The 14,453-nt window shown below is 32.3% G+C and carries 15 protein-coding genes and 1 other RNA gene; 8 read left to right on the top strand and 8 right to left on the bottom strand.

Features of this window, described 5'->3' with window-relative positions; genetic code table 11:
* Nucleotides 1-111 precede the first annotated feature (111 nt).
* Nucleotides 112-588, top strand: a complete 477-nt coding sequence (locus AC1EUY_RS08340) for a hypothetical protein (protein ID WP_480195062.1) — start codon at nucleotides 112-114, stop codon at nucleotides 586-588.
* A gap of 207 nt (nucleotides 589-795) precedes the next feature.
* Here the strand turns inward: AC1EUY_RS08340 and bamJ are convergent, their stop codons facing one another.
* Nucleotides 796-1,524: a BamJ family beta-barrel-assembly machinery protein gene (gene bamJ, locus AC1EUY_RS08335; RefSeq protein WP_480195061.1), complete on the bottom strand. Its 729-nt coding sequence runs from the start codon at nucleotides 1,522-1,524 to the stop codon at nucleotides 796-798.
* 122 nt (nucleotides 1,525-1,646) lie between these two features.
* On the opposite strand from bamJ, the gene ftcD reads away from it, so the two are divergent.
* The gene (gene ftcD, locus AC1EUY_RS08330) at nucleotides 1,647-3,338 is read left to right on the top strand and encodes a glutamate formimidoyltransferase (protein WP_480195060.1); all 1,692 of its coding nucleotides are present in this window, start codon (nucleotides 1,647-1,649) and stop codon (nucleotides 3,336-3,338) included.
* A 37-nt stretch (nucleotides 3,339-3,375) separates the two neighbouring features.
* Here ftcD and aroQ read toward each other — a convergent pair whose 3' ends face one another.
* The 3 genes from aroQ to AC1EUY_RS08315 form a co-directional block, all read right to left on the bottom strand.
* A complete protein-coding gene (gene aroQ / locus AC1EUY_RS08325; protein WP_480195059.1) occupies nucleotides 3,376-3,795 on the bottom strand; it encodes a type II 3-dehydroquinate dehydratase in 420 nt (139 codons plus the stop codon).
* 67 nt (nucleotides 3,796-3,862) lie between these two features.
* Nucleotides 3,863-4,348 (bottom strand): hypothetical protein, encoded by a 486-nt coding sequence (locus tag AC1EUY_RS08320; RefSeq protein WP_480195058.1) that lies wholly within the window; start codon nucleotides 4,346-4,348, stop codon nucleotides 3,863-3,865.
* A gap of 122 nt (nucleotides 4,349-4,470) precedes the next feature.
* Entirely contained in the window at nucleotides 4,471-5,052 is a 582-nt protein-coding gene (locus tag AC1EUY_RS08315) for a porin family protein (protein ID WP_480195057.1), read from the bottom strand.
* A 58-nt stretch (nucleotides 5,053-5,110) separates the two neighbouring features.
* Here AC1EUY_RS08315 and xerD point away from each other — a divergent pair, with 58 nt between their 5' ends.
* Nucleotides 5,111-6,007 (top strand): site-specific tyrosine recombinase XerD, encoded by an 897-nt coding sequence (gene xerD / locus AC1EUY_RS08310; protein WP_480195056.1) that lies wholly within the window; start codon nucleotides 5,111-5,113, stop codon nucleotides 6,005-6,007.
* Between the two features lie 54 nt (nucleotides 6,008-6,061).
* Here xerD and rny read toward each other — a convergent pair whose 3' ends face one another.
* The 4 genes from rny to AC1EUY_RS08290 all read right to left on the bottom strand — a co-directional run bounded on the left by rny (nucleotide 6,062) and on the right by AC1EUY_RS08290 (nucleotide 8,422).
* Nucleotides 6,062-7,627, bottom strand: coding sequence for a ribonuclease Y (rny, locus tag AC1EUY_RS08305; protein ID WP_480195055.1), 1,566 nt, complete (start codon nucleotides 7,625-7,627; stop codon nucleotides 6,062-6,064).
* Nucleotides 7,628-7,676: 49 nt separating this feature from the next.
* Nucleotides 7,677-7,783: non-coding RNA, 6S RNA (gene ssrS, locus AC1EUY_RS08300), on the bottom strand.
* 50 nt (nucleotides 7,784-7,833) lie between these two features.
* Nucleotides 7,834-8,124 carry a cell division protein ZapA gene (locus AC1EUY_RS08295; protein WP_480195054.1) on the bottom strand — a complete coding sequence of 97 codons (291 nt, stop codon included), beginning with the start codon at nucleotides 8,122-8,124 and terminating at the stop codon, nucleotides 7,834-7,836.
* Between the two features lie 7 nt (nucleotides 8,125-8,131).
* Nucleotides 8,132-8,422, bottom strand: a complete 291-nt coding sequence (locus tag AC1EUY_RS08290; protein WP_480195053.1) for a hypothetical protein — start codon at nucleotides 8,420-8,422, stop codon at nucleotides 8,132-8,134.
* 165 nt (nucleotides 8,423-8,587) lie between these two features.
* On the opposite strand from AC1EUY_RS08290, the gene AC1EUY_RS08285 reads away from it, so the two are divergent.
* The 5 genes from AC1EUY_RS08285 (at nucleotide 8,588) to AC1EUY_RS08265 (ending at nucleotide 14,402) form a co-directional block, all read left to right on the top strand.
* Complete coding sequence (locus AC1EUY_RS08285) at nucleotides 8,588-10,285, top strand: M23 family metallopeptidase (RefSeq protein WP_480195052.1); 1,698 nt, start codon at nucleotides 8,588-8,590, stop codon at nucleotides 10,283-10,285.
* Nucleotides 10,286-10,308: 23 nt separating this feature from the next.
* Entirely contained in the window at nucleotides 10,309-12,768 is a 2,460-nt protein-coding gene (locus tag AC1EUY_RS08280) for a TonB-dependent receptor (protein ID WP_480195051.1), read from the top strand.
* An 83-nt stretch (nucleotides 12,769-12,851) separates the two neighbouring features.
* Nucleotides 12,852-13,391, top strand: coding sequence for an RNA polymerase sigma factor (locus AC1EUY_RS08275; RefSeq protein WP_480195050.1), 540 nt, complete (start codon nucleotides 12,852-12,854; stop codon nucleotides 13,389-13,391).
* Between the two features lies 1 nt (nucleotide 13,392).
* Complete coding sequence (locus AC1EUY_RS08270) at nucleotides 13,393-13,953, top strand: hypothetical protein (protein WP_480195049.1); 561 nt, start codon at nucleotides 13,393-13,395, stop codon at nucleotides 13,951-13,953.
* Between the two features lie 5 nt (nucleotides 13,954-13,958).
* Nucleotides 13,959-14,402: a hypothetical protein gene (locus AC1EUY_RS08265; protein ID WP_480195048.1), complete on the top strand. Its 444-nt coding sequence runs from the start codon at nucleotides 13,959-13,961 to the stop codon at nucleotides 14,400-14,402.
* The last annotated feature ends 51 nt before the right edge of the window (nucleotides 14,403-14,453 follow it).

Raw genomic sequence — 14,453 nt, 5'->3', positions numbered from 1 at the left:
TAACTACTAGTAACATATTTTAATTCGTTACTGCTCTTATACAAATCGATAAGCACAATTACAAAAATCACTTCTTAAAAAACAGTACATTCGTCATAAGAATTTCTTAGTATGAAAACTGCCACAGTCAAAGAGCTTAAATCAGAGCTTACACATAAATCTCAATCAGAATTGGTAGCATTATGCCTACGTTTGTCAAAATTCAAAAAAGAAAATAAAGAACTCCTTACCTATTTATTATTTGAAGCTGATTATGAAACTGGTTATATAGAAAGTGTAAAAGAAGAAATTGATTATCAATTCACGCAAATAAATACGAAGAGTTATTTTTATATTAAAAAAAGCATTCGTAAGATCTTACGAATGGTCAAAAAATATATACGTTATTCTAAACAAAAAGAAACCGAAATTGAATTATTACTACACTTTTGTAAAGTTTTAAAACAAATGAAACCCTCAATCTATAGAAATACGGTATTAACGAATATTTTTGAAAGGCAGCTTTTATTAATTTATAAAAATATTAGCACTTTACACGAAGATTTGCAATATGATTACCAATTAGAACTAGAAGAATTAAACAGCTAAAAATAAAAAACCAAATAATCTGAAACTATTTGGTTTTTAAAGAGGAGAAAGTATAATTTTCTTCATAAATATTATTTATAGTGAAAATTAATTATTCAAATATAGTACATTTTGTTTTGAAAACCAAATACTTACTTAGTATTTATTAACAAAAAAGAGAAGCTTTTTCAGCTTCTCTTTTCTTTATTTATCAATGATTGCAATAAATTATTTAACAATTTCTAACAATTCTACATCAAAAATTAAAGCATCAAAGGGTCTAATTTTACCACCTTTTCTCGGAAAAGCGCCATAGCCTAACTCTTGAGGAATATAAAATCTATATTTAGAACCTGGAGACATTAATTGTAAACCTTCTGTCCAACCTTTTATAACCTGATTTGCAAAAAAATCTTGAGGAGTTCCTCTATCTACTGAACTATCAAAAACAGTTCCATCGAGTAAAGTACCATGATAATGAACTTTAACTTTATCAGTAGCTTTTGGCTTTGCTCCAGTTCCTTCCTTTAAAACAACATACTGCAAACCACTTTCAGTAGTTTTTACACCTTCTTTATTCTTATTTTCTGCTAAAAAATCTTCTCCTTCTTTTTTCACATTACCAAATTCTGCCTCTGCTTTTTTCAATGCTTCTTCTTGCATCTGTTGTTGCTTCTCCATCTGTCGTTTTCTAAAGAAGTTATTGATTACCTGCCCAGCATCTTTTTGAGCTAACAATAGATTTGTGGAATCTAATCCGTTTTCAAACCCCTGAATATAAACATCTTGATTTATTTCTTGAAAGTTAGCTTTTGTTTGATTCGCCATATTCATTCCTAGGGCATAGCTTACAGAATCAATTTCTGTTTTTAATTCTTTAGTAGTAGTTCCTTGCTTATTACATGCCACTAATGTAATAGTAGCTGCTATAAATAGTATTGATTTAAAGTATTTCATTGTTTATTTTTTAGAAATGCCAAAAATAGAAAAATTACGATGTTCTACAGTATATTTTATCATAAAAAAGATTCACTTTTAACAAAACTAGTTTATTTTTGATATGAAATTTAAGCCTAACTATGCAAAAACAACTTATAAAATGCGTACCAAATATTAGTGAAGGGCGCGATTTAGATAAGATCAATGAAATTGCCCACACAGTTGAAACTGTCGAAGGTATAAAGCTACTTGATATTGATCCTGGTAAAGCAACAAATAGAACCGTAATTACGTTTGTTGGTGAACCAAAACTAGTTATTGAAGCTGCTTTTAGATTGGTAAAAAAAGCTTCTGAATTGATCGATATGAGCAAACACACAGGTGAACACCCGAGATTTGGTGCAACAGATGTTTGTCCTTTAGTACCTATTTCTGGCATTTCACTAGAAGAAACTGCCACCTATGCACATGCCTTAGGAAAACGTATTGGTGATGCGTTGGGTATTCCTGGTTATTTTTATGAAGAAGCTGCTACAGAAGAAAAACGTAAAAACTTGGCAAATTGCCGTTCAGGTGAATATGAAGGTTTACCAAAAAAACTGATTGATCCAACGTGGAAACCAGATTTTGGCCCTGCAGCATTCAACGCTAGTGTTTCAAAAACAGGTGCGATAGCGATTTCTGCAAGAGACTTTTTAGTAGCTTATAATATTAATTTAAACACTACTTCTACCCGAAGGGCAAATGCCATAGCTTTTGATATTCGAGAAGCAGGTCGTATTAAACGAGAAGGAAATCCTATCACAGGAAAAAAAGTTTTAGATAGTAATGGTGAGCCCATACGCATTGCAGGTAAGCTAAAAGCAGTAAAAGGTATTGGATGGTATATAGAAGAATATGGGATTGCCCAAATTTCTTACAATCTTACGAATATTTCTATAACACCCATGCATAGAGCTTTTGATGAAAGCTGTAAAGCAGCTGAATCAAGAGGGTTGCGTGTAACAGGTTCAGAATTGATAGGTTTGGTTCCATTAAAAGCGATGCTCGATGCTGCTGATTACTATTTAATGAAACAAGGACGCTCTTTAGGTATTGCTGAAGGTGAGAAAATTAAAATTGCAGTAAAATCTCTAGGTTTAGACGATTTAAAGCCTTTTAATCCAGAAGAAAAGATTATTGAATATCAACTTAACAACAATACTAAAAAGCTTGTAGATTTTAAATTAAATGCTTTTGCCGATGAAACTGCTAGCGAATCTATGGCGCCTGGCGGCGGATCTATTTCTGCATACGTAGGTGCTTTAGGTGTTTCTTTAGGAACCATGGTAGCAAATCTATCAGCACATAAACCTGGTTGGGACGACAAATGGGAATTTTATTCTAAATGGGCAGAAAAAGGACAAGCTTATAAAGAAAGACTCTTGTTTCTAGTAGATGAAGATACACGTGCTTTTAATAAGATTATTGAAGGCTTTAGAATGCCAAAAAATACTGACCAAGAAAAAGAGCTTCGAAAAAAAGCTATTGAAAGTGCTACCAAATATGCAACCGAAATTCCTTTTGAGGTAATGAAAACTGCTCATGATTCGATGGAAATAATGGAAGCTATGCTTAAAGAAGGATTACAAAGTTCACTATCTGATGCTGGCGTTGGAATATTATGTGCTAGAGCCGCTGTAATTGGTGCGTATTTTAATGTACGTATTAATGCAAAAGATATTAAAGATAGAGCCTTTGCAGATATCATTATTGCTAAGGCTGAAGCCATATACCAATCAATTTTAAAAAGAGAAGAAAAAGTAATAAAGTTTATTGATAGCAAAATGTAAATTTAATATTCTTTCTAGAATACTAATAATTAGGCTTTTATTTAGTAAAAGACTGAACAGCTAATTCGTAACCATTTAAACCGAATCCAATCACTATTCCTGCTGCATTTGGTGAGATGTACGATTTATGTCTAAATTCTTCGCGAGCATATACATTTGAAATATGTACTTCAATAACGGGAGTTGCTATTCCTTTAACCGCATCGCCTATACCAATAGAAGTATGCGTATAAGCCGCAGCATTTAGAATAATGCCATCATATTCAAAACCTACTTCGTGTAACTTATCTATAAGTTCTCCCTCAATGTTTGATTGAAAATATTCTAATTGAACAGAAGAAAATTTTGCTTTTAACTCATTATAATAATCTACAAAAGTAGTATCGCCATATATTTCTGGTTCACGTTTACCGAGTAAATTAAGATTAGGACCATTTATTATGATTAGCTTCTTCATATTGCTAAAATAAAAAAAGAAAGCTAATTATAGCTTCCTTTAAATATTATATACTTATTATTTGTTCTTAAAGGCTAAATTCAACTCCTAAGGTAAGTACATCAAAAGATCCACCTTTTCTACTTACACCACGATAAGCAGCAACAATATCAAGTGCTTCAGAAACTGCGTATTGTACTCTAGGAGCATAGTAGAATCCACCGTCATTTCCACTAGGTGAAATCCCAATACCATATCCTAAATCTAAACCAATAGTAAATTCTTCAGAGGCATGAAAACGTCCTGCTCCAGCTATCGGTAAGAAGCTAATGTCATCAAAATCAAAACCTCCTACTTCATCTCCGAAATTATAAGAGAAACCTGAAGCTACCCCAGCTTCAAACTGATCTGATACTTCCCATAAATAATTTAAATCTAATGTAATGTTAAATGTGTAAAAATCACCTGCATCACCTATTGGTAATCCCAAGTTAACACCTCCATTAAAACTTTGTGAATTCACAGCAGTTATCCCAAATAAAGCTACAACTGCAACTAAAAATAATTTTTTCATAATTTTAATTTTTGATAATTATAACTACAAATTAAGTACAATTTCTTTTAAATAAACAGCTTTATTAACAATTAATCAACAGTGTTGTTAACAAAAAGTTGATAATGAGTGTTTTAAATTGATTAATCAAACTTATATACCACACCTACTTGAAATGTGTTCACTTTAAGTTCTGGACTGACTAGATTACTTAAAATTGGTATATCAAATCCATCTAAAAGTCTTGTAATATCACCATCAACACGGTTATTTAATCCAACACTATATCTAGCTTGTACAGCAAAACTATCATTGATATCGTAGCCAGCTCCGAAGGCAATACTGAAACCAGTGGTCTTAATTATCTCTTTTTCTAAATCATTTAACCCTACAGCGAAATCTAATTGTGGTCCAGCTTGAATATTTATTTTATCAGCAATATAATATTTTGCCATGATGGGAATTAAAATTACACCTTCACCGTCTATTCTTGCGTACATAACTTCTGGCTGAACATTAAATTTCTCAGCTACAGCTATGTCGGCCAGCAATCCAATAAAAAAACCTGATCCATCCACAACTTCTGCGACATCAAATCCCGCAACACTAGCTTTTCCTGAACCATTAATATATCCTCCTGTTATTCCAAAATTCGTTTCGCTTTGAGCGTTAGTTGTTAATAAGCTAAAAATGGTTAATAATATAACCAGACATGTTTTTTTCATAATTAATCTTTTAGTTTAAATTGCAATATACAAATTTTAGTAAACTGGATGCCACATTATGAAATGGAAGCAAGCTTTATTTGATTTTCAACACTATCTCAAAATTGAGCGTGGCTTATCTAAGAATTCTATTGAAAATTATGGTAGAGATGTCAAAAAATTAGTTGTTTTTTTAGAGGAGAATGAAATAACAAATACTCCAATTTCAATTGACGAAGAAACTATACAGCAATTTATCTATGAAACAGCAAAACATATCAATCCTCGCTCGCAATCAAGAATATTATCGGGATTACGAAGTTTTTTTGATTATCTGATTTTTGAAGATTATAGAAAAGACAATCCTACAGCACTTATAGAAGCTCCTAAAATAGGTAGAAAGCTGCCAGACACACTTTCAGAGGGAGATATTAATAAAATAATTGATGCTGTTGATTTAACTCATCAGCATGGGCAACGTAACAAAACAATTTTAGAGACTTTATACAGTTGCGGATTGCGCGTCTCTGAATTAGTATCACTTCGAATCTCTGATCTTTTTTTTAATGAAGGTTTTATTAGAGTGCTGGGTAAAGGAAATAAAGAGCGTTTTGTACCGATAAACAACTATACAGAAAAACTCATAACTATTTATAAAAATGAAGTTAGAAATCATATGAATCCTCAAAAAGGATTTGAAGACACCCTATTCTTAAATAGACGAGGTAAGCAATTAACCAGAAATATGATCTTTTTAATTGTAAAAGAACATACTGAGAAAAGCGATATTAAAAAAAATGTGAGTCCACATACATTTAGACATTCTTTCGCAACGCATTTGCTGGAACATGGTGCTGATTTACGCTCAATACAACAAATGTTAGGTCATGAAAGCATCACCACTACCGAAATTTATATGCACGTAGATAAAACATTCTTAAAAGAAGTCGTTGAAAAATACCACCCAAGAAAATAAAAAATTCTTCTCAATTTTTGAAAAGGATTCTTAATCATTTGAATTAGTAAAATTTTATTTGGCAATATTTACAGCCCTAGTCTCTCTAATCACGGTCACACGAACCTGACCAGGATATGTCATATCATTCTGTATTTTCTGAGAAATATTAAAGGATAGTTCTGAAGCTTTTACATCATCTACCTTTTCACTTTCTACAATCACACGCAACTCTCTACCTGCTTGAATTGCGTATGCTTTTTGAACACCATTAAAACCAAAAGCTACATCTTCCAAATCTTTTAACCGTTGTATGTAAGAATCTAATACCTGACGACGCGCACCTGGTCGGGCTCCTGAAATTGCATCACATACTTGAACAATAGGCGATATTAAAGATTTCATTTCTATCTCATCATGATGCGCTCCGATAGCATTGCATACATCTGGTTTCTCTCCATATTTCTTTGCCCACTCCATACCTAGTAAAGCATGTGGTAATTCACTTTCTGTTTCAGGTACTTTACCTATATCGTGCAATAGACCAGCGCGTTTTGCAACCTTAGGGTTTAAGCCAAGTTCTGAAGCCATTAATGCACATAAGTTCGCTACCTCACGAGAATGCTGTAACAAATTTTGACCGTAAGAAGAACGATATTTCATACGCCCTATAATTTTTATTAATTCAGGATGTAGTCCATGAATACCCAAGTCAATTACTGTGCGCTTACCCACTTCAATAATTTCCTGATCAATTTCTTTACGAGTTTTGGCTACTATTTCTTCTATCCTTGCCGGATGAATTCTACCATCGGTAACTAATTTATGCATCGATAAACGAGCAATTTCTCTTCTAACTGGATCAAAACAAGATAGTATAATCGCTTCGGGAGTATCATCTACAATAATCTCAACACCTGTTGCAGATTCTAATGCACGAATATTACGGCCTTCACGACCAATAATTCTCCCTTTAACATCATCTGATTCTAAGTTAAATACCGAAACACAATTTTCTATAGTTTGTTCAACACCAACTCTTTGAATCGTATTTAATACTATCTTTTTGGCTTCTTGTTGGGCAGTTAACTTCGCCTCTTCTAAAGTATCTTGTATAAAGGCCATCGCATCTGTTTTAGCTTCTTCTTTCAAAGATTCTAATAATTGCGCCTTAGCATCGTCTCCAGACAAACCAGAAATTACCTCTAACTGTTCAACTTGCTTTTTATGAAGTTTTTCTGCTTCGGCTTTCTTTTTATCTAGAAACTCAATTCTATAATTATAGTCGTCTTCTTTAGATTGTAAAGATTTGTTAAGCCTTATGTTTTTATCAAGTTCTTGAGAAACTTTAGATTCTTTATCCCGAATTCTTTTTTCGGCATCTGAAGCTTTTTTCTCACGCGAAAGTATTACTTTCTCGTGTTCAGATTTAAGTTCAATAAATTTTTCTTTTGCTTGTAGTATCTTATCTTTTTTGATGTTTTCGCCATCAATTTTAGCTTCTTTTAAAACTGAAGCAGCTTCTTTTTTGGCGTTTTTTATAATTACTGATGCTTTATTTTTTTCTAAAGCTTTAGCTATAAAAAAACCTATAGCTAAGCCTGCAATACCAATCACTATTGGTAATATCATTCCGTCCATGTTATTAGTTTTAGATATAAAAAAAGCCTACACTAGTCTGGGGTTTTTTAAACTCCGTAAAAACAGGTTTAGGGCTAACTAGTTGGTCAAAAATCCGTTCGAGACGGCACGCTTTCTCAACTAAAACTCACCCTTTCTAATTAAATAGTGTTGAGTTTAATAAACAAATAACTAATGTAGGCAGTAATTGTTGTATTTTAAAGAACTTATAAATGTGCGTCTATAGTGGCATTCATTTCTTTTAATTTGCGCTCTACAGCTACACTATCTTGCGAATTAAATACACTATTAACCTCTTTCAACGAAGCAAACTGTAAAGCACACATAGCTAGTACATCTTGCTTATCTCTGACCTCATAATTTTCTTCAAACTTTTTAATAAGATCATTAATTTTTTTTACAGCTTTTCTAATACCTTCTTCTTCTCCTTCGCTGTTTATGGTTAGCGGATAAACCCTATCGCCTATTGTAACTTTTATTCTAAGTTTTTTACTCATTGTAAGTTCACTCTGCTAATTGGTTTATGCATTTATCTATTTCGCGTATTAACGTATTTATTTTTAATTTAGTTGTATGCTTATCTTCTTTGCTGCCTACAATTGCATTTGCAATTCTTAACGACTCGTGTTTGTTTTCTAAAATGTGTATTGATTCTTTGTGTTTATCGATTTCTTGAATTAATAAATTACTCTTGTCAAGCAATTGCTGATTTTCAATTTTTAATAATTCATATTTCGATAGTAGTAATTCTAACTTACCTTGCAGAGAATCAACTATTTCTAAAACATTACTCATCAAATACAAAGAGTATAAGCGTTCTCAACAAATTTAATATTATGCTTTCAATTAAACAACTGTTTTAAGTATTTATATTAAAAAAAGGTAGTAAAACACTAACCTGCAAATACTTATAATCATGTTTTTTATTTATAATTCTAATCTGTATTTTAGCCTGCAATTATGGGGAGAATATTTTTTGTTTTATTTTTTATCGGTACATGCTTTATTTCTTTTAGCCAAGAGAACTATCCAAAAGATTATTTTAGAAAGCCTTTAGACATACCTCTAATCTTGTCAGGAACGTTTGGCGAGCTACGCAGTAACCATTTTCATTCAGGCTTAGATATTAAAACTCAAAAAAGAACAGGTTGGGATGTTTTTGCTGCTGCTGAGGGTTATGTCTCCAGAATCAAAATTTCTCATTGGGGGTATGGCAAAGCCTTGTACATAACACATCCTAATGATTATGTGACAGTATATGCTCATTTAAAAAAATTTGGCGACAAAATAGAAAGCTATATAAAACAAAAACAATATGAAAAAGAAAGTTATGAAATTGAACTCTTCCCAAATAACACTGAATTAAAGGTGCAAAAAGGTGAAGTAGTTGCCTATAGTGGTAATAGTGGAAGTTCTGGCGGACCTCATTTACACTATGAGATACGAGATGCGAATGCAAAGCCTATTAACCCAATGCATTTTGGCATTAATATACCTGATTCGAAAAACCCATTAATAAGAGCTGCCGTCGCCTACTCATTTGGGGATTCTTCAAATGTAGATCAAACCAATACCATACGCGAATTGACGTTAACATCAAAAAAAGAGGGTACTATAGTGGCTAATAAAATAGATGCTTACGGTACAATTGGTTTCGGTGTTAATGTTGTTGATAAACAAGACGGCGCTCTAAATAACAATGGTATTTACGAACTAGAAATGAAAGTGAATGGTAAAACGACTTATCAACATAAAGTAAGTACTTTTTCTTTTGCAGAATCTAGATATATCAACACGCATATCGATTATGGTAGGTACTATAAAAAGAGACAACGCATTCAAAAATGTTTTGTTGAACCAAGTAATAAACTGAGTATTTATGATAATGTTTTAAATAACGGATTGCTAAAAGTCAAAGATGGTGAATCATATCAGGTAGCAATTATTGCGAAAGACTTTAAAGGTAATTCAAGTAAACTTATTATTCCTGTAAAAGGAAAAAAAGACAGCATTATCATAAAGAACAATGTAAAAGTCACTCCTTATTATTTTAAAGCTAGCGAGTTTAATAAGATTACGGATAGTACGGTTACAGTAGCTTTTCCCAAAAAAAGCTTTTACAAAGATGTATATTTTGACTTTAAACATGAAGATAATGTAGTGCGTTTACACAATCAAGGTGTACCCATACATAAAAATTTCACTTTAACTTTTGATGTTTCAAAATATACGAAAGAAGAACAGGATAAACTATTTATTGCTAGATTAACCACCAAAGGGAAACCTTACTATTCTAGGACAAGAAGAAAACCCAATAAACTTTACACCTTAAATAAAACACTAGGTAATTATGCGTTATTTTCTGATAATCAAAAACCTAAAATAAAACCCATAAATTTTAAAGATGGCCAATGGTTATCTAAATATAGATATTTAAAAGTTAGAATAACTGATAACTTATCAGGTATAAAATCCTACAGAGCAGAGTTGAATGGTAAATGGATACTGATGGAATTTGATGCAAAAAGAGGATTGCTTACCTATGATTTTAATGATACAGAATTGACGGAAGAAAAGCAGGTATTAAAACTCACGGTTGTCGATAACGTTGACAATTCGAATACGTATATTGCGACGTTTTATAGAAAAAATAAGTAGTGTTATCGGTTAAGTCAACTTTCTTGAAAAAGTTATTTCTTTTTTTATTTTTAGCTCTAGGTATTTTTAGTACTGTTTATACACAAACAGGTACTATAAAAGGTGTGGTTAAAGATCAAAACGGCAAACCTATTGAAGGTGTAAACATTCGTCATGAGCAAAAAGGCACTGCTACCAATACCAAAGGTGAATATGAACTTAAAATTCCCTCTGGACGGTTAGTAACGATACTATTCACTCATATAGGATATGACACTATTAGAAAGCGAATTCGTGTTCAAAGAAATCGTACAGTAAATTTCTACCCAAAACTTAATTTTAGAGCAGAAAAAATAGATCAGGTTGTCGTTACTGATGATCGTGATAAAGTAAAAGGCATTGATAAAATTGATGTTGAAACTGCAAAAGAACTACCTAGTGCGAATGCAGGAATTGAAGGTACATTGAAAAATATAGGCTTAGGCGTAAGTGGTAACAATGAGTTAAGTACACAATATAATGTTAGAGGTGGTAATTATGACGAAAATTTAGTATATGTAAATGGCATCGAAGTGTATAGACCTTTTTTGGTGCGCTCGGGTCAGCAAGAAGGACTTAGTTTTGTTAATGTAGATATGACACGAAATGTACGGTTTTCTGCAGGCGGTTTTCAAGCGAAATATGGAGACAAACTTTCTTCAGTTTTAGATATTACCTATAAAAAGCCTAAAGAGTTTGGTATTATTGCAGAAGCAAGTTTACTAGGTGCCAGTTTGACTTTAGAAGGATTAATGTTCGATAATAAGCTATCAGCTATTCTGGGAGCACGCTATCGTAATAATAGCCTTTTTGTAAATAGTAAAAACACTGAAACAAATTTTGAGCCTGTATTTACAGATATTCAATCCTACTTTTCATATGCAGTTTCAGATAAATTAACTATTGATTTTCTTGGAACTTTTTCCTTGAATAATTATGATTACAAGCCATTGACACGTAGAACTAATTTTGGTACAATAGCGAATACCCAAGCGCTTACCGTAAATTACCAAGGACAAGAAAAGGATAATTACTTAACACTTTTCGGAGCTTTAAAAGCCACTTACCAACCAAATAAAGATGTAACCATCAGTTTAATAACCTCTTCTTATAATACGCAAGAAGAAGAATATTATGATATATTAGGAAGCTACTCTATTGGTGAAGTCAATGCCGATTTTGGTAGTGAAAATTTTGGTGATGTTGAATTTTCTCAAGCCATAGGGTCTCAATTAGACCATGCACGTAATGATCTAGATGCAGCAATAGCAAATGTACAATTGCGCGCAAATCTTACAAAAAATGATCATGTATTTGAAGCGGGCATAAAATACCAAATAGAAAATATTAAAGATCGAATTATTGAATGGGAAGTGATTGACTCTGCTGGGTTTTCAGTAAGACCACCAAACTTAATTCCAAGAAATGACGAGCCTTACACTCCATTTACTGGCCCTATTTTTCCTTTTTCAGGAGTTAGAGCATTTAATGATGTAAGTACAAATAGAGTTTCTGCATTTGCACAATGGAGCCACCGCTTTGAACTTAATGAACACCAATTTTGGGTGAATGCAGGTACACGTTTACAATATTGGAAGGTAAAACCCAAAGGTAATCTGCCTGATAATCATACGGTGATTAGCCCTAGAACACAATTCGCTTTTAAACCTAATTGGGAAAAAGATATGCTATTTAGGTTTGCTACGGGGTTTTACTACCAGCCTCCATTTTACAGAGAATTGCGAGATTCATTAGGAATGGTGAATCCGCAGGTAAAAGCACAACGCTCTATACATTTTGTTTTAGGAAATGACTACAGTTTCAAACTTTGGGATCGCCCTTTTAAACTTGTTACAGAAGCTTATTACAAAACGTTATCTGATGTCAATCCCTTTACAGTAGATAATGTGCAAATACGCTATAGAGCTAGAAATAACGCTAAAGCTTTTGCTACGGGTTTAGATATGCGTTTAAACGGAGAGTTTGTGCCAGGAACTGAGTCATATGTGACTTTTGGATATCTAATCACCAAAGAAAATATTGACAATAGAGGATATATTTCTAGGCCCACCGATCAACGCTTAAAATTTGCAATACTTTTTCAGGATTATTTACCTAAGAATCCTAATTTAAAAATGTATTTGAATATGGTATATAATACGGGGGTTCCGGGAGGGTCGCCATCGTACGCCGACCCATATATTTTTCAAAACAGACTCAAAGATTACTTTAGATCAGATATTGGGATATCGTATGTTTTTGTAGATGGTAAAAAGAAACCTTATGCTAGCTGGCTTCAAAAATTTAAAGAATTTTCAGCAGGACTTGAATTGTTTAACATGTTTGATGTACAAAATACCATTACAAACACTTGGGTGCGTGATATTTCGGCACAACAATCAGTAGCCATTCCCAATTTCTTATCTGGTAGAGTTTTGAACTTAAAATTTAAGGCCAGCTTTTAGTCATTCACCTATAGCTATCTTTTTTAAAATTAGGTTTTAAACCTTTTAGTAACTTTAAGGTCTAAGTTTCAAACACAAGCTTGGTGATTGAAGAACCAGAATTAATTAGACAATTAAAGAATACTGAAACACTTGACAGTGCTTTTCGGAAATTAATGACGCTTTATAAAGAGCGTTTGTACTGGCATATACGTAAAATTGTATTGAATCATGACAACGCAGATGATGTTTTACAAAATACTTTTATTAAGGTATATAGAAATATAGCTGGTTTTAATGAAGAAAGTAAATTGTATTCATGGATGTATCGTATAGCCACAAATGAAGCCATTACGTTTTTAAACAAACGAGCAAAGCAACGTAATGTTGATATTACCGAGATACAATATCAGTTAGCAGAAAATTTAGAAAGTGATGTCTATTTTAACGGTGATGAGATACAATTAAAATTACAAAAAGCAATTGCCACGCTTCCACAAAAGCAGCAATTGGTTTTTAATATGAAATATTTTGACGAAATGAAATACAATGATATGTCAGAAATTTTAGATACTTCTGTAGGAAGCCTAAAAGCCTCATATCATCATGCCGTAAAGAAAATTCAAAATATATTAACGCAATAAAATGGAAAAGACTCTTCTAGACATGCTAAAAGAAAAAGGGTCGGGTTTTACGGTCCCTAACGATTATTTTGATTCGGTAGAGAACACTGTAATAACACATGTAAATTTGAATAAACTACCCAAAGAAGAAGGATTCAAGCTACCTGAATTGTATTTTGAAACTATTGAAGACAATGTATTTAGTTCAGTTAAAAAACCAGCTATACCCGAAGGCTATTTTGATACGGTAGAAGATCGTGTTTTTGAAAAATTAAAAAAGGAAGAGCCAAAAGTAATTAGCTTAAATAATCGTTTAAAAAAAGTAATGATTCCTGTTGCAGTTGCTGCTTCAATTCTTTTGGTATTTCTGCTAACCTATACTAATGATACTGCGCCTGCAATACTGGCTGAAGTAGATTTAGATGCATTTATAGAAGAAGATTTGGTTTCTCTTAATACCTATGAAATTGCTGAAGTATATGATGATACTGATATAGAGAATTTTACACTCACCGAAGATATAGAATTAACCGACGATTATTTAAATGGCATAGATGTTGAAAGTATCATGCTAGAAAATTAATAAAGATGAAGAAAATACTAGTACTATTAATTTTAACAATTTCTGTTAACTACGCCTTGGGTCAAAGAGGTAATACAGATAAGATCAAGGCGATGAAAACAGCATTCATTACTACAGAATTAGATTTGAGTTCTAAAGAAGCGCAACAATTCTGGCCTGTTTATAATGAGTATGATAAAAAAATATTTAATGCCAAAATAGTAAAAACACGTAGCTTAACTAAAAAAATACGATTGGCAGGCGGTGTAGAGAATTTGTCAGATAAAGAAGCTAATGAAATTCTAGAAGCTTATATCAACATAGATTTTGACATCGCTAATGCGAAGCAAGAACTTAGAAAAAATTTAAAAGGTATCATTTCTGGAAAAAAAATGATTAAACTCTTTAAAGCAGAGCAAGATTTTAACAAAAGACTATTACGCGAGTTTAGAAATCGAAGAAAAAAGTAGCACTTGTCATAAGAATCCCACATATTTTTCGTTATAACAGCAAAGTGAAAT

This window comes from Maritimimonas sp. 2210JD6-3, from assembly GCF_056591795.1.
The sequence above is the reverse complement of the archived record's forward strand: the minus strand, read 5'-3'. Positions and strand labels throughout refer to the sequence as shown.

Coding starts and splice junctions, on each gene's coding strand:
- AC1EUY_RS08295 (WP_480195054.1), bottom strand. CDS start 8,124: ATGAGTAAAAAACTTAGAATAAAAGTTACAATAGGCGATAGGGTTTAT.
- AC1EUY_RS08340 (WP_480195062.1), top strand. CDS start 112: ATGAAAACTGCCACAGTCAAAGAGCTTAAATCAGAGCTTACACATAAA.
- AC1EUY_RS08285 (WP_480195052.1), top strand. CDS start 8,588: ATGGGGAGAATATTTTTTGTTTTATTTTTTATCGGTACATGCTTTATT.
- AC1EUY_RS08315 (WP_480195057.1), bottom strand. CDS start 5,052: ATGAAAAAAACATGTCTGGTTATATTATTAACCATTTTTAGCTTATTA.
- bamJ (WP_480195061.1), bottom strand. CDS start 1,524: ATGAAATACTTTAAATCAATACTATTTATAGCAGCTACTATTACATTA.
- AC1EUY_RS08320 (WP_480195058.1), bottom strand. CDS start 4,348: ATGAAAAAATTATTTTTAGTTGCAGTTGTAGCTTTATTTGGGATAACT.
- AC1EUY_RS08270 (WP_480195049.1), top strand. CDS start 13,393: ATGGAAAAGACTCTTCTAGACATGCTAAAAGAAAAAGGGTCGGGTTTT.
- AC1EUY_RS08290 (WP_480195053.1), bottom strand. CDS start 8,422: ATGAGTAATGTTTTAGAAATAGTTGATTCTCTGCAAGGTAAGTTAGAA.
- ftcD (WP_480195060.1), top strand. CDS start 1,647: ATGCAAAAACAACTTATAAAATGCGTACCAAATATTAGTGAAGGGCGC.
- xerD (WP_480195056.1), top strand. CDS start 5,111: ATGAAATGGAAGCAAGCTTTATTTGATTTTCAACACTATCTCAAAATT.
- rny (WP_480195055.1), bottom strand. CDS start 7,627: ATGGACGGAATGATATTACCAATAGTGATTGGTATTGCAGGCTTAGCT.
- AC1EUY_RS08265 (WP_480195048.1), top strand. CDS start 13,959: ATGAAGAAAATACTAGTACTATTAATTTTAACAATTTCTGTTAACTAC.
- aroQ (WP_480195059.1), bottom strand. CDS start 3,795: ATGAAGAAGCTAATCATAATAAATGGTCCTAATCTTAATTTACTCGGT.